General features: G+C 62.9%; 18 protein-coding genes. 4 read left to right on the top strand and 14 right to left on the bottom strand.

Translation table 11 applies throughout. The features are described from left to right. Positions 1 to 72: 72 nt before the first annotated feature. A complete protein-coding gene (locus tag AC1DYR_RS06850) occupies positions 73 to 360 on the bottom strand; it encodes a DUF1330 domain-containing protein (RefSeq protein ID WP_477704425.1) in 288 nt (95 codons plus the stop codon). A 104-nt stretch (positions 361 to 464) separates the two neighbouring features. Here AC1DYR_RS06850 and AC1DYR_RS06845 point away from each other — a divergent pair, with 104 nt between their 5' ends. The 3 genes from AC1DYR_RS06845 to cysE are packed head-to-tail and all read left to right on the top strand — an operon-like array spanning position 465 to position 2938. Beyond that, complete coding sequence (locus AC1DYR_RS06845; RefSeq protein WP_477704424.1) at positions 465 to 1325, top strand: LysR substrate-binding domain-containing protein; 861 nt, start codon at positions 465 to 467, stop codon at positions 1323 to 1325. Positions 1326 to 1339: 14 nt separating this feature from the next. Then, positions 1340 to 2155: an RNA methyltransferase gene (locus tag AC1DYR_RS06840; RefSeq protein WP_477704423.1), complete on the top strand. Its 816-nt coding sequence runs from the start codon at positions 1340 to 1342 to the stop codon at positions 2153 to 2155. A 9-nt stretch (positions 2156 to 2164) separates the two neighbouring features. Further along, a complete protein-coding gene (cysE, locus tag AC1DYR_RS06835; protein WP_477704422.1) occupies positions 2165 to 2938 on the top strand; it encodes a serine O-acetyltransferase in 774 nt (257 codons plus the stop codon). Between the two features lie 80 nt (positions 2939 to 3018). Here the strand turns inward: cysE and AC1DYR_RS06830 are convergent, their stop codons facing one another. From AC1DYR_RS06830 to yjgA, 3 genes are all read right to left on the bottom strand, one after another. After that, the gene (locus tag AC1DYR_RS06830; protein WP_477648091.1) at positions 3019 to 3357 is read right to left on the bottom strand and encodes a DUF4870 domain-containing protein; all 339 of its coding nucleotides are present in this window, start codon (positions 3355 to 3357) and stop codon (positions 3019 to 3021) included. Between the two features lie 74 nt (positions 3358 to 3431). Further along, complete coding sequence (gene mog, locus AC1DYR_RS06825) at positions 3432 to 4025, bottom strand: molybdopterin adenylyltransferase (protein ID WP_477704421.1); 594 nt, start codon at positions 4023 to 4025, stop codon at positions 3432 to 3434. Then, positions 4022 to 4630, bottom strand: coding sequence for a ribosome biogenesis factor YjgA (yjgA, locus tag AC1DYR_RS06820; RefSeq protein ID WP_477704420.1), 609 nt, complete (start codon positions 4628 to 4630; stop codon positions 4022 to 4024). Before yjgA ends, mog begins: the two co-directional genes overlap by 4 nt. Positions 4631 to 4655: 25 nt before the next feature. Between yjgA and pmbA the strand changes: the two genes are divergently transcribed. Then, positions 4656 to 6092, top strand: coding sequence for a metalloprotease PmbA (pmbA, locus tag AC1DYR_RS06815; RefSeq protein WP_477704419.1), 1437 nt, complete (start codon positions 4656 to 4658; stop codon positions 6090 to 6092). A gap of 209 nt (positions 6093 to 6301) precedes the next feature. On the opposite strand, the gene AC1DYR_RS06810 is transcribed toward pmbA, so the two are convergent. The 10 genes from AC1DYR_RS06810 to nirD all read right to left on the bottom strand — a co-directional run bounded on the left by AC1DYR_RS06810 (position 6302) and on the right by nirD (position 16091). Next, on the bottom strand, positions 6302 to 6751 hold the full coding sequence (locus AC1DYR_RS06810) for a GatB/YqeY domain-containing protein (protein ID WP_477704418.1): 450 nt from the start codon (positions 6749 to 6751) through the stop codon (positions 6302 to 6304). Positions 6752 to 6864: 113 nt separating this feature from the next. Then, the gene (gene rpsU, locus AC1DYR_RS06805; protein WP_007872347.1) at positions 6865 to 7077 is read right to left on the bottom strand and encodes a 30S ribosomal protein S21; all 213 of its coding nucleotides are present in this window, start codon (positions 7075 to 7077) and stop codon (positions 6865 to 6867) included. Between the two features lie 237 nt (positions 7078 to 7314). Then, positions 7315 to 8568, bottom strand: coding sequence for a BaiN/RdsA family NAD(P)/FAD-dependent oxidoreductase (locus tag AC1DYR_RS06800; protein WP_477704417.1), 1254 nt, complete (start codon positions 8566 to 8568; stop codon positions 7315 to 7317). A 70-nt stretch (positions 8569 to 8638) separates the two neighbouring features. Next, on the bottom strand, positions 8639 to 9763 hold the full coding sequence (locus tag AC1DYR_RS06795) for a sterol desaturase family protein (protein WP_477704416.1): 1125 nt from the start codon (positions 9761 to 9763) through the stop codon (positions 8639 to 8641). 93 nt (positions 9764 to 9856) lie between these two features. Then, complete coding sequence (locus AC1DYR_RS06790; RefSeq protein ID WP_477704415.1) at positions 9857 to 10849, bottom strand: hypothetical protein; 993 nt, start codon at positions 10847 to 10849, stop codon at positions 9857 to 9859. A 67-nt stretch (positions 10850 to 10916) separates the two neighbouring features. Further along, a complete protein-coding gene (gene cobA, locus AC1DYR_RS06785; protein WP_477704414.1) occupies positions 10917 to 11684 on the bottom strand; it encodes a uroporphyrinogen-III C-methyltransferase in 768 nt (255 codons plus the stop codon). Then, on the bottom strand, positions 11681 to 12598 hold the full coding sequence (gene ybiB / locus AC1DYR_RS06780; protein ID WP_477704413.1) for a DNA-binding protein YbiB: 918 nt from the start codon (positions 12596 to 12598) through the stop codon (positions 11681 to 11683). The genes cobA and ybiB overlap by 4 nt, the downstream gene beginning before the upstream one ends. A 43-nt stretch (positions 12599 to 12641) precedes the next feature. After that, on the bottom strand, positions 12642 to 15530 hold the full coding sequence (locus tag AC1DYR_RS06775; RefSeq protein WP_477704412.1) for a nitrate reductase: 2889 nt from the start codon (positions 15528 to 15530) through the stop codon (positions 12642 to 12644). Next, the gene (locus AC1DYR_RS06770) at positions 15523 to 15645 is read right to left on the bottom strand and encodes a hypothetical protein (protein WP_477704411.1); all 123 of its coding nucleotides are present in this window, start codon (positions 15643 to 15645) and stop codon (positions 15523 to 15525) included. Before AC1DYR_RS06770 ends, AC1DYR_RS06775 begins: the two co-directional genes overlap by 8 nt. 23 nt (positions 15646 to 15668) lie before the next feature. After that, positions 15669 to 16091, bottom strand: a complete 423-nt coding sequence (nirD, locus tag AC1DYR_RS06765) for a nitrite reductase small subunit NirD (RefSeq protein ID WP_477704410.1) — start codon at positions 16089 to 16091, stop codon at positions 15669 to 15671. Between the last annotated feature and the right edge of the window lie 3 nt (positions 16092 to 16094).

Below are 16094 nucleotides of genomic sequence, written 5' to 3'. Positions count from 1 at the left end.
ATAAACGCGAACCGTCCTTTCCCAGCCCCTTCCCAAGGTCGATATCGCGTCCCAATCGTCCAGAAACCTGTTCTAGGCGCCTTCCGCGATCAGGAAATCCGTGTCAGCGTGTTGCTGACGGATCGCCCGGGCCGCCTGGTATTCGGGGCTGGCATAACAGGCCTGGGCGGTCGCCATGTCGGAGAACTCCACGACGACGTTGCGCTCGCGCGATTTGCCTTCCATGCATTCATACGCGCCGCCGCGCACCAGAAAGCGCGCGCCGAACTTGTCGAAGGCCGGCCGCGCCGCCGTGAGGTAACGAGGGTATTCCTCGATATTGCGTACCGAGACGCGCACGATCCAATAAGCCTTTGCCATTCTTGTTCCTTGGGTGGTGTGAAGTGATGAAGACTGGACGATACGCGTGACAATTCATTCTGAAAAATGAATAATAAAGATAATTAATATCTTCACAAGAGATCATGGAGCTAAGCGACCTGGTTATTTTTCGAGCCGTGGTGGAAGCGGGCGGTGTGACGCGGGCCGCCGAGCGCCTGCACCGCGTGCAGTCCAACATCACGACGCGCATCCGCCAGCTGGAGGAAAAGCTCGGCGTGCCGCTTTTTATCCGGGAGGGCAAGCGGCTGCACCTGTCGCCAGCCGGGCAGGTGTTGCTGGACTATGCCGGGCGCCTGATCAGCCTGGCTGACGAAGCACGCGATGCGGTGCAGGGCGGGCAGCCGCGCGGCGCATTTGTGCTTGGCGCCATGGAAAGCACTTCGGCTGTGCGGTTGCCGGCTCCTCTGAGCGATTTTGTGCGTCTCTATCCGGAGGTCAGGCTCGCGCTTAAAACCGGCAACCCGCAGCAACTGGCCGCGGCTGTGCTGGCAGGGGAGATGGACGCGGCGCTGGTCACTGGGGCTATTGCGGAGGGTCCGTTTGAACGGGAGGCGATTTACACCGAGGAACTGGTCATTGTTGCGAGTGCCGGGCACCCGCCCATTACGGCAATCCACAGTGAGCCTCCGCGAGCCATGGTGGCTTTTGAAAAGGGCTGCCCGCATCGCGCGCGGCTGGAAGCCTGGTACTTGCTGAAAAACAGCATGCCGGTGCAGACCATTGAAATCACGTCCTACCATGCCATGCTGGGCTGCGTGGTGGTGGGCATGGGCATTTCGCTGGTGCCGCGCAGCGTGCTGGCAACCTTTCCGGAGCGGGGCCGGCTCAGCATCCACGCATTGCCGCCGGGCAGCGATTGCGCCCAGACTGACCTGATCTGGCGCAAGGGGGCGAAGTCGCCGAAGGTGGAGGCGCTGCTCCGCGTCCTGAAGTCGCCGGCATAGGACAATCCAGCTCCATGCACACGCGATTCATCCTGATCAATACCAGCCACGCCGGCAATGTGGGGGCTACGGCCCGTGCCATGAAAACCATGGGTTTTGACGACCTGGTGCTGGTGGCGCCGCGCTGGGCCAATGTGCTCAACCGTGAAGAAACCATTCAGCGGGCCAGCGGGGCGCTCGACGTTCTCAAAAACGCCCGCATTGTGGCCACCCTGGACGAAGCCGTGGACGGCATGGCGCACCTGTGCGCCACCGCCATGACGCCGCGCGACTTCGGCCCGCCCACGCGGGCACCGCGCCAGCACTTTGCGCAGCTGCTGGGCCAGGCAGGTCTGCTATCAAAAGAGGAGCTGCTTGCGCTTGCCCCTATTGGGCAGAAGCCGGATTCCGTTGCTTTTTTGTTTGGTTCCGAGCGTTTTGGCATGCAGAACGAAGACGTCTACCGCTGCCATGTGGCGCTGAGCATTCCGACCGACCCGAAGTTTGGCTCGCTCAACCTGGGCGCGGCCGTACAGCTGATCGCCTACGACTGGCGCCAGGCCTTGGGCGGCTTCAGCGTACAACCTGCCACAGCCGAACCCTCGCTGGCCGACGCGGCCGCGGTGGCGGGCATGCTCAGGCACTGGGAAGAGGCCTTGGCCGGCATCGGCTTCCTCGATCCGGCTTCGCCCAAAAAACTGATGCCGCGCCTGAACCAGCTGTTCAACCGCGCGCAGCTCAGCCCCGAGGAAATCCATATCCTGCGCGGGGTCGCCAAAGCCATGCTGCAGAAGGCCTCCGAAGCCAGGGGCAAAAGCGCCGTCCCAGCAAGCAGCTCACAGCCTCAGTAGACTTCGCCTATGTTTTCCCGAATTCGCTCCGACATCCAGTGCATTCTCGACCGCGATCCTGCCGCCCGTACGGCCTGGGAAGCACTGACCTGCTACCCCGGCGTGCATGCGCAGGTGCTGCACCGCCGGGCGCACTGGTGCTGGAACCACGGTTTCAAGTGGCTGGGCCGTTTCATTTCGCATTTTTCGCGCTGGGTAACAGGCATTGAAATACACCCTGGCGCCAAAATCGGTGAACGCGTGTTTTTCGACCATGCCATGGGTGTCGTCATCGGCGAAACCGCTGAAATCGGCGACGGCTGCACGATCTACCAGGGCGTGACCTTGGGCGGCACCTCGTTGTACAAAGGCACCAAACGCCACCCGACCCTGGGCCGCGATGTGGTGGTGAGTGCGGGGGCCAAGGTGCTTGGCGGTTTCCTGGTGGGTGACGGCGCCAAGATTGGCAGCAACGCAGTGGTAATCAAGCCGGTTCCGGCAGGCGCCACGGCGGTGGGCATCCCGGCGCGCATCATTCCCTCCAAGACCGGGGAAAGCGCCGACGTCACCATTACCCAGTTTTCGGCTTATGGCATCACGCAAGAGGATGACCCGCTGTCGCAAGCCATGCGCGGGCTGATCGATAGCGCCGCCGGCCAGGAGCACCAGATCGCCCTGCTGTGGCAAGCGATTGAGAAACTCTCCGGACCGCAGACGGCCATGAGCAAGGATTGCGTGCCGCAGGACGCCGCGCTTACGGAAACCTTCGAGGCCGACAAGCTCAATCAGCTGGTCGGCAAATAAGGCGGTGAGACGGGCGGGCGAATAAGACGGGAAAAAAAAGGAAGGGCGAGCCCTTCCTTTTTTGTTTTCGCCGTTGGGCTTCAGTTGATCAGGCGAAGCGCGAACGGCACGCGGAAGGCCTTGCCATTGGACGCGCCCAGTGCGCCCATGACACAGAACACCAGGTGGCAGATGCCCAGCGCCGCGAACACCAGAAAGCCGATCAGCACAAAGGTCAGGATCATTGCCGCCACATAGCCGATGGTCGCGGTGATCGACCAGTTGAGCGCTTCCTTGGACTGGTCCAGGATATAGGCGTCGTCCTTTTTCACCAAGTAGACAATCAGCCCCGGAATGAAACCCAGAAACAGGGTTCCGATCCAGATCAGCACGGCGGTGTTTTTCGATTCCTTGCTCGGCGTTTCAATCAGGTCGTCCATCTCAGCTCCTCGTGTTGTAAAGCCCGAATACTACGTGAGAAAGAGGCCATGCCCAAACCGGCGAGTGGCAAGGCTCAGCGCGGCGGACGTATGGCGCTTTTGGGCCTGAACGCCTGGCACACCGCTTCATCGGTTTCCAGGTAAGGGCCGCCGATCAGGTCGATGCAATAAGGCACGGCGGCGAAGATGCCTGCCACCGCCTGGGAGCCGTCGGCGTTTTTCAGCCCTTCCAGGGTCTCCGCAATCGATTTGGGCTGGCCCGGCAGGTTCATGATCAGGCATTTGTCGCGTATGACTGCGCACTGGCGCGACAAGATGGCTGTGGGCACAAATTTCAGGCTGATCTGCCGCATCTGCTCGCCAAAACCCGGCATTTCCTTGTGGGCAACAGCCAGAGTGGCTTCAGGCGTCACGTCACGCAGCGCGGGGCCGGTGCCGCCGGTGGTGAGCACGAGGGAACAGCCGGCGTCGACCAGCTCAATCAGTGCGGCGCTGATGTGCGGCTGCTCATCGGGGATCAGCCGCTCTTCGAAGGTAACCGGGTTGCGTAGTGCACGCCCCAACCATTCCTTGAGCGCCGGCAAACCTTTGTCGACATAGACGCCGGCAGAAGCACGGTCGCTGACCGAGACAATGCCGATCTTCACCGCATCAAAGGCGCTGCTCACGCTTCTGGCTCCTCGCCGTTCTCAGGTCCTCTCGCCGGGGTCTGCCTGACCAGCTGGAAAATCTCGCGGTATGACTTGCCGTGCCGCGGCGCTTCGCCGGGTTTTTCGGGCTTCGCGTCTTTGCGGGCCTGGCGAATCAGCGCGCGCAGTTGCTGGGAGTCGGTGCCGGGGTGTTCTTCGAGCCAGGCGCTCAGCGCGGCGTCGTCGGCGATCAGCTTGTCGCGCCACTGCTCGGCCAGGTGCAGGGCCAGCGTCAGGTCGGCCGAGCCGTTGAGCTGCTCGTTGATCGCTTCGCGGATCGGCTCAGGGTCCAGCGGGCGCATCAGCTTGCCGATGAACTGCATCTGGCGGCGCCTGCCTTCAAAATTGGTGATCTTTTTGGCGTCGGCAATGGCGTCGCGCAGCTTGTCGGGCAGGTCAAGGCGCGCCATCAAATCGGCGCGCAGCGTCAGCAGCGCTTCACCGAGCGCCTGTTTTTCATCGGCCTCGGCCTTGAGCTGGGTTTTGCTGGGCGGGCCGACTTCTTCAAGCGCGATTTCCTCGGGTTTGACGAAGCGGCCGTTGGACCAGTAGCCCTTGATGGCCTTGGGAGTCTTGTTGTTCATAGCAGTCAGTATCATAGCTACCCATATGACCCAAAAAGCTTCTTCTCGCGCCAGCGGCGCAACACGCAGTGCTTCCCGCCCCGTCCAGGGCCCCAAGGGCCAGTCAGGCCAGCCCGAATCCGGTTTCAGCTACCACCGAGATTTTTTCGAGGAACTCGTCGACAGCGCCCTTGGCCATGCCAAAAAACTGGGGGCCACCGATGCCGCCGCGGAAGCCTCCGAAGGCTGCGGGCTCTCAGTCAGCGTGCGCAAGGGCGAGCTTGAAAACGTCGAGCGCAACCGCGACAAGTCTTTGGGCATCACCGTCTACATCGGCAAAAAGCGCGGCAATGCCGCCACCAGCGACTTCTCCAAAGCGGCGATCGAGCAGACCGTGAAAGCGGCATACGACATCGCGCGCTTCACGGCGGAAGATGAAACCTCCGGCCTGCCCGATGACCGCGACATCGCGCGCGTGCATCCGGCGCTCGACCTTTTTCACCCCTGGTCCATCAATTCGGAAGAAGCCGCCCAGCTCGCCCTGCAGTGCGAAGCCGCCGCCCTGAGTACCAGCCGCCTGATCACCAACAGCGAAGGCGCCGGTGTGTCGGCGCAGCAAAGCCATTTTTTCAGTGCGCACACCAAGGGCTTTCGTGGCGGTTACGCCAGTTCGCGCCACAGCATTTCGGTGGCGCCGATTGCCGGCAAGGGTGACCAGATGCAGCGCGATGCCTGGTACAGCTCCATGCGCGACGCCGGTGAATTGGCGGCTCCCGAAGCGGTAGGCCGCTATGCCGCCGAGCGTGCACTGGCACGGCTCAAGAGCCGCAAAATCCCAACGACGCAATGCCCGGTGCTGTTCGAGTCGCCGCTGGCTGCAGGCCTGCTGGGCGGCTTTGTGCAGGCCGTGAGCGGCGGTGCGCTCTACCGCAAAAGCACCTTCCTGGCCGACAGTCTGGGCAAAGCAGCTTTCCCAAAATACATCGACATCGCCGAAGATCCGCACCTGCGCAAAGGCAAGGGCAGCGCACCTTTTGATGAAGAGGGCGTCAAGACCAGGGCGCGCCAGGTGGTGGAGGCTGGCCGTGTCGAAGGTTATTTTCTGAGCACCTACTCAGCCCGCAAGCTGGGCATGCGCACCACCGGCAACGCCGGCGGCTCACACAACCTGATCATGACCAGCCGCCACACCCGCAAGGGCGACGACCTGGACGCCATGCTGCGCAAGCTGGGCCGCGGCCTTTTTGTGACCGAGCTGATGGGGCAGGGCGTGAACTATGTGACGGGCGACTACTCGCGCGGGGCTTCGGGCTTCTGGGTGGAAAACGGCCGCATCGCCTTTCCGGTCGAGGAAATCACCATCGCCGGCAATCTGCGCGACATGCTGATGGGCATCGACGCCGTGGGCGCGGATGCCTACAACTACGGTGCCAAAACAGTGGGCTCGATTCTCGTCAACCGGATGAAGGTCGCCGGTAGTTAGAGCCCCCACGCTTTTCACTTCGTGTAATGCGCGAGGCCTTGCAGGCCGCGGCTTGCGAGACGCTTCGCCTCTGTCGCCCGTCCAAGCCTGCGCAGGCAGGCTCGGAGCCGCGGGCTCCAGCCCCTTGGGGGCGCCCCGCCTGCGGCCCGGCGAAGCCGGTTCCGCGGCTCGGACTGGCTTAAGAGGGGTATAACCGCTGGCCGTTGCGTTTAGCCAGCCAGCGCCGCCTTCACCGCTGCCGAAACCTGGCCCATGTCGGCCTTGCCGGCCAGTTTGGCTTTCACTGCGCCCATGACCTTGCCCATGTCGCCGGGGCCGCTGGCGCCCAGTTCGGCCACGATGGCTTTGACCGCAGCGGCGACTTCGTCGGCGCTCAGGCGCGCTGGCAGGTAGGCCTGCAGCACGACCAGTTCGGCCGCTTCCTTGTCGGCCAGGTCCTTGCGCTCGGCTTTTGTGAAAGCTTCGAGCGAGTCCTTGCGCTGCTTGATCAGCTTGTCGACGATGGCGACCACCGCCGCGTCGTCCAGCACCACGCGCTCATCCACCTCTTTTTGCTTGAGGGCGGCCAGCAGCAGGCGGATGGTGCCCAGGCGCTCGCTGTCCTTGGCGCGCATGGCGGTCTTCATGTCTTCGGTGATCTGGTCTTTGAGTGCTGACATTCGGAGGCTCCTGGAAGGCAAAATAGGATGAAGGGTGGCGTAGCGCCAAAAACACAAAAGCCCGCAGAGCGTCCTCGTGCGGGCTTTTTGTTGCCGTGAGGCGGTACTAAAGATTAGTACAGCTTTTTCGGCAATTGCATCGAGCGGATACGCTTGTAGTTACGCTTGACGGCGGCTGCCTTCTTGCGCTTGCGCTCTGCCGTTGGCTTTTCGTAAAACTCGCGGGCGCGCAGGTCGGTCAGCAGGCCGAGTTTTTCAATGGTGCGCTTGAAACGGCGCAGAGCCACGTCGAAGGGCTCATTGTCTTTTACACGGATGGTGGTCATTGTTCAGTTGATCCAAAAGGTGCGCCTTAATTGATCTGATCAGGATCAGGCCAGGCGCGGGTTTGCTAGCAAAGCCTGAGATTATAGCACCCCCACGCTTTTCACTTCGCCTTCGGCTCCGTGTAATGCGCTGCCCCCCGAGGGGGCGCTGCGCCTGCGGCCCGGCGAAGCCGGTTCCGCGGCCCCGGCTTGCCTGAAAACCCCGGGGCCGGGCTGTGTTTTGTGGCCTTTTTGGTCCTATTCGGCTACCGCGCGGGCGGCCAGCGCCTCCGCGCAGGCGTGGGCGCTGGCCCATGCCCACTGGAAGTTGTAACCGCCCAGCCAGCCGGTGACGTCGACGACTTCTCCGATGAAATAGAGGCCTGGCTGCTTCGATTCCAGGGTCTGGGAGGACAAATCGCGGGTGTCTACGCCGCCAACGGTGACTTCGGCCTTTTTGTAGCCTTCGGAGCCGTTGGGGGTGAGTTCCCAGTCGGCCAGGCGTTGCGCAAGGGCCAACAGGGCCTTGTCGGTGGCTTCGCTGATGGGGCGCTGCAGGGCGGGGTCCTGGCTGACCCAGGCGTCGGCCAGGCGGCTGGGCACCAGGGTGGCGAGTTCGTTGGCGATGAGTTTTTTGGAGGTGGCCTTGGCGCGCAGCAGCAGGGCCGGCAAATCCAAGCCGGGCGCCAGGTTGATGCGTATCGGCTGGCCTTCGCGCCAGAAGCTGGAGATTTGCAGAACTGCTGGGCCGCTCAGGCCGCGGTGGGTGAACAGCAGGTCTTCCGAGAAAACCGCGGCCTTTTTGCGTTGCTTGGGCGTCGCGTCGGCGGGGCTGGTCTCGATGAGCACCGGCAGCGCCAAGCCTGCCAGCTGGGCATAGGGCGCCCAGCCTTCGCCGTCGAAGGTCAGTGGTACCAGCGCGGCGCGCGGCTCCACCAGCCGCAAGTCGAATTGTTTGGCGATGCGGTAGCCGAAATCGGTGGCACCAATCTTCGGGATCGAAAGGCCGCCGGTGGCGATGACTACTTGCGGCGCTTCGACCAGCCCGCGATCGCTCTCAATTTGATAGCTGCTCGCGCCTGTTTTGTCTGGGCTGGAGCCGTATTTGATGCTTTTTATGGTGCAGGGTTGCCAGCGCGTCACATGCCCGGCGTCGCACTCGGCGAGCAGCATGTTGATGATGTCTTCGGCCGAACGGTTGCAAAACAGCTGGCCCTTGTGCTTTTCGTGAAAGGGGATGTTGTGGCGCTGCAGCAACTCGATGAAGTCCTGCGGGGTGTAGCGCGACAGGGCCGAGCGGAAGAAGTGCGGGTTCTCGCTCAGGAAGTTGGCCGGCGTGGCGTCACGGTTGGTGAAATTGCAGCGGCCACCGCCTGAGATGCGGATCTTCTCGGCGACCTTTTCGCTGTGGTCGACCAGCAGCACTTTCAGGCCGCGCTGGCCGGCCTGGGCAGCGCAGAACAGGCCGGCGGCTCCCGCGCCGATCACGACCACATCGAATTGATGTGTCAAATCAGCCTCTGGGCCAATGTGGACGAGCGCGAGCAGCTATAAAAACCATAGCAAATCATGATGAGAAACTTCAGCCCTTCCAGGTGAAAGGAAACTTCAGCTGCTTCAAAAAGCCATTGGGCACGTAGTCGCCCAGCACCCCATAGCGCTCCGGCCAGAGTTTTGTGCTTTTCACGGCCGTGCCGAACAGGTAGTCGATAAAGGCGTAGTGTGCCGAGTAGTTGCGGTCCAGTGCTTCCTGGTCCTGACTGTGGTGCCAGTGGTGGAAGTTGGGCGTGACGATGACGTAACGCAGCGGGCCGAGGCGCACGCTCACGTTGGCATGGTTGAAGACCGCCTGGAAACCGACGATGACGATGTAGGCGTCGATCACTTCCTTGGAAAAACCCAGCACGTAAATGGGCGCGAGGATGAGTGTGCGGGTGATCAAGAGCTCCAGGATGTGCTGGCGCGAACCGGCCAGCCAGTCCATGCTTTTGGCGCTGTGGTGCACCGCGTGCAGGCGCCACAGCACCGGCACCTCGTGGTAGGCCCGGTGCGTCCAGTACTGCACCAGGTCGGCCACCAGCACGATCAGCAACACGCCACCCCAGAAGGGCAGGCCCTGCACCCAGCCTCGTAAGCCGTCGTTGGCGGCCCAGCCGAAGAACTTGTGCACCAGCAAGTTGGTCGCCAGCAGCACAAAGCCCACGATCATGTGGTTGACGATGAAGTGGTGAAAGTCGGTTTGCCATTCGGCGCGAAACACCGGCTGCTCCTTGCGCAGCGCAAACAGCTTTTCAATGAAGATGAAGATCAGCGAGGAGCCCAGCAGGTCGAGGATGAACCAGTCCAGGCCGATGTAAGGCGTGTTGTCGGCGAAGTCGTTCACCGGCACCTTGTGCCCACCCAGCAGCGCGGTAGCCACCACCAGCAAAAAGGCGGCACCGGCCAGCCAGCGCGAGCGGTTGAAGATGATGTTGACCAGCGAGATGCCGCCGGCAATGACCAGCGATACGAACATCACGATGCGGATCACGTCGACGTTGTAGCTTTTGCGCAGTTCCGGCGTGGTCAGGTATTCGGGAAAGTGAAAGGCCAACACGCCCAGGAAACACAGCACACCCAGGCTGAGGGCGATCACCCCGCTCATGAGGCCCTTGCCGCGGCGCAACTCGCCGTGGCTTTCCGTCAATTCATTGAGTTTTTCAAGCATCGCGCCGTTCCCCCTGCTGTTGTTTTGACTTCGGGAGTGTAGCCGTGCATGCCGGATGCCGGGCCGGCCCGCGCGGGCCCGGTCGCGGTTTCTTCACTGTTTCACGATGACCGGTTGAATCGTGAACACGTTGGGGTTCTTCGGCTCCACGGTGACGCGCACCCAGTGGATCAGCGGGCTGCCGAAAGTCTGCAGGCGCGTGAGGTTGGCCAGCAGCCTGGTAGGGCTGTAGAGCGGCTTGTCGACCTTGAAGAAGTGCGTGTCGCCGTGCACCAGCAACACCTGGCCGGAGAACTGCTCTGTTTCGGCGATGACGCTGCTGATGAAAGTGCGGTAGCCGCTGACGCCCGGTGCCTGGCTCTCGTCCTTGTCTTCGGTTTCGGGCAGGTCAAAGCCGGGGTCGGCCTGAATCACCAGCACCAGGCCGCGCGCCTTGCCGGCCTTGGCTTGGGCGAAAGCCTGCTGCATCCAGCGCACATTGGCCGCGTCGCGTTCCAGGTATTCGGCATTGGAAGCTTCGCACTGGGCGGTGGTGCGTGCGCTTTTCTGGGTGCAGTCTTTTTCGTCCAGGATTTTGTTGTTGTTGCTCCCCGGCACGTTCAGTGTCGCGAACACGATGCCGCGGTGCTCAAAGCGCGTGTTCTCGATGAACTTCTCGCCCAGCGGGGCTTGATGAACCAGCGGCAGGGTGCTTTTACCCAGGCTGCGCGCGGTGGGGAACATGGTTTTGCGCAGGTAGGCCAGGCGCTCCAGGCCGTCGTAACCGCCGTTGTTCAGGCGGTGGCAGTCCGTCCATTCGTTGTCGCCGGGCACGTAAACCACGGGTTTTTTCAACTCGCCGAACATGGTGAGCGCTGCCGCATAGATGTCGTCGGTGCATTTGGAACTGCCGTCCTTGATGTCGCCGTCGTAAATCGAGAAGGCGATGTCCGACTGGTTGATGCTTTTGAGCAGCGCTGGAATTTTTGGGTCGTCGTTGGCCTTTTGATAGGGCATGTCGCCCCACAGGCCGAATGAAAAACTTTGCGCTTGCGCAGAAACCACGCTGAGCGCCAGCAGCGCGCATGCCAGAAAACGGTGAAACATGAAAGCTCCAGTCGAAAGACCGGGAGCTTAGGTACCGCGCGTGACAGCGGTGTGACGCGTGTTTTCTTCAGGCCACGCGAACTGAGTCGGGGTGCGCGGCTGCCAGCGCCACACCGCTGATCACGTCACCCACCACGATGACGGAGGGGCTGGCCATGCCGGCTTCGCGGATGGCGCCGGCCAGTGTGCCCAGTGTGGTGGTGATGTGGCGCTGTGTGGACAGCGAGGCGCTCTGGATCACGGCCACCGGCGTGGCGGCGGGCAGGCCCGACAGTAGCTCGTCCTGAATGCGTTCGGAGCCGCTGACGCCCATGTAGATCACCAGGGTGAGACGGGCGCTGTGCGCAGTGGCGGCCAGTGCTTTCCAGTCGGTGCCGGTATCGCCCGGCTTGGCGTGGCCGGTGACGAACACCACGCCGTGCGCATGCTCGCGGTGCGTGAGCGGCACGCCCAGCGAGGTGACGGCGGCCAGGCCTGACGTGATGCCGTTGATGACGTTCACCGTGATGCCCGCGGCGCGCAGGTGTTCAACTTCTTCGCCGCCGCGGCCGAAGATAAAAGGGTCGCCGCCCTTGAGCCGCACGACGTCTTCGCCTTCGCGCGCGGCCATGAGCATGAGCTTTTCAATAAAGGCCTGGGGCGTGGACTTGCAGCCGCCCCGCTTGCCGACATACACAACGCGGGCTTCGGGTCGTGCAAACGCCACGATCTCGTCGCTGACCAGGTCGTCCACCAGCAGCACCGTGGCGCGCTGGATGGCTTTCAGGGCCTTGAGGGTCAGCAGTTCCGGGTCGCCGGGGCCTGCACCTACCAATGTGACTTTTCCGTTGTTCATGGTCGTGAGGTGATTTGAGGAAGCAAACGCAAGATATGTTCCACCTGCTGCGCAATCGAAGGCGGCACAGGTACGTCGCCTGCGAGCACGGCGCGAATGTAGTCCGCCGTGGCGGCTGCGTCCACTGTTTTGGGGAAGTCGGGGATGGAGGCCAGCGTGCCGGCCTGGGTCTCTTGCAGAAGTGAGCGCTGCCCGCCGATAAAGGCTTCCATCTGCGGCATGCGGCGCGCGTCGGCCACCACTTCGCCTTCGGTGCCGCGCAGCAGCAGCGCATTGGCGCCCGTCAGCTCAAAAGTCTGTGCCATCGACACAGCGTATTCGGGGTGGGTATAGCTGCTCACGACCAGGCTCTTGCCCAGGCAGGGGCTCATGATTTTGACCAGGCTGTGTGCCGGATTGCGCAGGCCGACGAAGCGGCGCACGTCCAGCAGGCGCTTCAGCGCCGGCAGCAGCAGCTCGGTCGGGGCAAATGCCACTTCACCATCTGCTATCTTATTAATAGCGCCTTGCGCTCGTATGTCAAGGGCCAGGAGCACTTCTGATGCAAAAACCCGGCTCGATTCGGTGGGTGTGCCGTGTATCAGCACCGGAACGCCTTCACGTGCCAGCAGCAGCGCCAGCAGCGGTGTGAGCACCGGCAGCTTGCGGGCGCCGTTGTAGCTGGGCAGCACCACCGTGGGGCTGTCGCCGGCGGGCAGGTGATTGAGGCGCTGGTGCAGCGCATCGAGGAAACCTGCCATCTCTTCGGGCGTTTCACCCTTGATACGCATGGCCAGGCAAAAGCCGCCAATTTCGAGATCGGTCACCGTGCCGTCCAGCACCTGGCCCATCAGGTCGGTGGCTTGCTCGCGCGACAAGGCACGAGCGCCGTCCTTGCCGCGACCGATTTCCTTGATGTATTGGCTAATGCCCATAAGCGTGATTGTCCGCCAACGCAGATAACTTCTTGTTATGAGCTTAAGCCACTTGCCGGATGGGGATCACGGTACGGGGTGCTGAAGGTGGAGCGTCGTTGCGCGATGACCGCACCCGGCGCTTGAGTTCCGGCACGCACGAGCCGCAGTTGGTGCCGCACTTGAGCGTGGACTGCAGGGACGCCAGCCGCTCTTCGTCGGTGCCCAGGTGGCCGGCCCCGCCGCCGCCGGTTGCCAGTAGCGACAGGTGTTCGTCAATGGCCATGTCGCTGACGTTAAAGCAGGTACACACCGGCTTTCCGCGCGATTGCACCGCCACCGGCGGCTTGGCGCCGGGCAGCAACAACAGACGGCCATAGGACTGCGCGGCCAGCTCGTCCTGCAGCAGGGTTTTGATCCAGGCCTGGGCGCTGGTGTCGCCCGCCAGTACAAAGCCGGCGAGGTGGGCGTCGCCTTCGCTGCGCACCAGTCGGATAGTGCGGCGCTGGCCTTTTTTGCGGTCGGCGTAGCGCAGCACATCGGCCGCATCCAACCCGAGGAAGCGTTCCAGCGCGGCCAGTGTTTCGTCAGGCGGCGCCTCATGGCTGGCCGCGCGAAACAGCACGCCGGTGCGTTCACGGCTGCGGTCAGCCAGCGGTGTGTTGTTGGAAAACGGCACACAACTGGTGAAAGGAAATTGCGCCATCAAAGGCTTGAGCTGCTCGCGTGCTTTCAGTGCATCGCCTTCCGGCAACCAGGCCATGGCCAGCAGCGTCCACGGCATTTCGGCCCTGAGAATTTTGACCGCGGCATGCTTGAGCTCAGGCTGCTTTGAGCTGGGGCAATAAGCCGAGGTGGTGAGCGCATTGACACCTGCCAGCGGCGTGCCGCCGGTCGACTGACCGCTCAAATACTCTTCGCCCCAATGCATGGCGATAAAGGCCTGGCTCACCGCCACCTCGGGCGAGGCCTGCAGCGGCACCACGATGGAGCCGCGCTTGGATGTCACATGCACCAGATCGCCGTCTTTCAGCAGGCGCCGCGCCATGTCCTGCCCGTTCATTTGAATCGAGGGCTCGGCCACGTGGCCGAACAAGCGTCCCAGCGTGCCGGTGCGGCTCATGCCGTGCCATTGGTCCCGCAGCCGGCCGGTGGTGAGCGAAAACGGGTAGCGCGATTCGCGCGGCTCGGCCACCGGCTTGTAGACCGTGTTGACAAAGCGGGCCTTGCCGTCGGCGGTGGGGAACACGCCGTCTTCATACAGCCGCACTTTGCCCGCCGTGTCGCCCGTCTTGAAGGGCCATTGCTGCGGTGCGGCGTCGAGCAGTGCGTAACTCAAGCCGGTGATGTCGAGGTCGCGACCGCGGGTGGATTCGCGGTGTTCGTTCCAGATGGTTTCCGCGCCCGATGTTTCGTCGGCCAGCGAATAGGGAAAGAGGGTGGCGCCGGCTGCCGCGCGGCTGGGCAGCAGCTTTTCAAGCCGCTGTGCAAAGTCCACCGCGATGGACCAGTCATGCCGCGTTTGCCCCGGCGCAGCCACGGCCGGCCGCACGCGGCTGATGCGGCGTTCGCTGTTGGTCACCGTGCCGATTTTTTCGCCCCAGGTCGTGGCCGGCAGCAGCAGGTCGGCGTAGTCGCAGCTCGACGTGGTGGAAAAGGCCTCCTGCACGATCACCAGTTCGGCGCGCTCCATCGCGCGGCGCACCGTGGCCTGGTCGGGCATCGACTGGGCCGGGTTGGTACAGGCAATCCACAGCGCCTTGATTTCGCCATCGGCCGCGGCCTGGAACATTTCAACAGCTGTCTTGCCCGGTGTCTCTGGCACCGATGACACGCCCCACAGCGCGGCGACTTCGGCACGATGCTCAGGGTTGGCCAGGTCGCGGTGCGCGCTCAGCAGGTTGGCCAGGCCGCCCACTTCGCGCCCGCCCATCGCATTGGGTTGGCCTGTCAATGAAAAAGGGCCGGCGCCCGCCTTGCCGATCTGGCCTGTGGCCAGGTGCAGGTTGATGAGTGCGGCGTTCTTGGCGGTGCCGCTGCTGGACTGGTTCAGGCCCTGGCAGTACAGGCTCAGCGTGGTGGCCGAGGTGGCAAAGAGTTTGGCCGCGACCAGCAGGTCTTCTTTTTTGATGCCGCAGGTCTCGGCCACCAGGTCGGGCGTGTAGTCGCGCACCGTGGCCTTGAGCGCGTCAAAGCCCGTGGTGTGCGCCGCAATGTAGGCCGCGTCAACCCAGCCTTCCCACAGCATGATGTGCAGCATGCCGTTAAAGAGCGACACATCGGTGCCCGGCTGTATGCCCAGGTAGAGGTCGGCGATCTCGGCCGTGTCGGTGCGGCGCGGGTCGCAAAAAATGATCTTCATCGCCGGGTTGGCCGCCTTGGCGTCTTCAATGCGGCGAAACAAAATCGGGTGCGCGTAGGCCGTGTTGCTGCCGACAATGAAAATGCACTGTGCGTGGTTCACGTCGTCGTAGCAGGCAGGCGGCGCGTCGGCGCCCAGCGTCTGCTTGTAGCCCGCCACCGCGCTGCTCATGCACAGGCGCGAGTTGGTGTCGACGTTGTTGGTGCCGATCAGGCCCTTGGCCAGCTTGTTGAAGACGTAATAGTCTTCGGTCAGCAACTGCCCTGAAATGTAAAAACCGACCGCATCGGGCCCATGCTCGCGAATGATCTGCGCAAAGCTTTCGCTGGCAAAACCCAGCGCGTTGTCCCAGGACACCGGCTTGGGCACCTCATGGCGGTGCTCGCGCCGCATCGGCTGCAAGAGACGTGTCTGCCGCGTGACCGACGCTGTTGCGGTGAGTGCCAGCGTCGAGCCCTTGGTGCACAGCCGCCCGAAATTGGCCGGGTGATCCGGGTCACCGCGTACCCCGGTGATTTCGTCGCCCTGCGATTCAATGATGACGCCGCAGCCGACACCGCAATAGGGGCAGGTTGACCGGGTCTCAGCCATGATGGACGAAGCCAAGGCTGCGGCCTTTGTCGTGCATCGCAAAGCGATTAACAGCGTGAGCTGTTAGATCGCAGCCGACACCGCAATACGGGCAAGTTGATCGGGTATCAGTCATGAAGATCCAGGAGGCCTTTGCTCTTATGCCGTGTGAGGCGCCTGCACACTGAAGCTTTCGTCGCCCAATGCGCCACTGGTTGCACCCGGACCGGCGCGAGGGGGCTGCAAATCCAGCGCCAGCGTAGCCAGTTCGGTGGCGTCCAGAAACACTTGGCCCGTTTCCACCTTGCAGCTGAACTTGGGCGTGCAGCCTTCGTCGGGCTGCTTGGCGCAGCCGTCCGCCAGGCCTATGGTCCAGTTGTGCAGGGGGCAGGCCACGCTGGTGCCAAACACGATGCCCTGCGACAGCGGGCCGCCCTTGTGCGGGCAGCGGTCAAGCAGCGCAAACACCTGGTCCTGGTCATTGCGGAACACGGCCACGTCAATACCTTTGGCGCGTGAAACACGGCGCGAGCCGAGCACCGGGATGTCGGTGACCAGGCAGATTTTTTTCCATTCAGACATAGT

This window comes from Polaromonas sp. P1_F9, from assembly GCF_056405615.1.
Note: the sequence above shows the minus strand (reverse complement) of the source record. Positions and strands in the feature narration are given on the sequence as shown.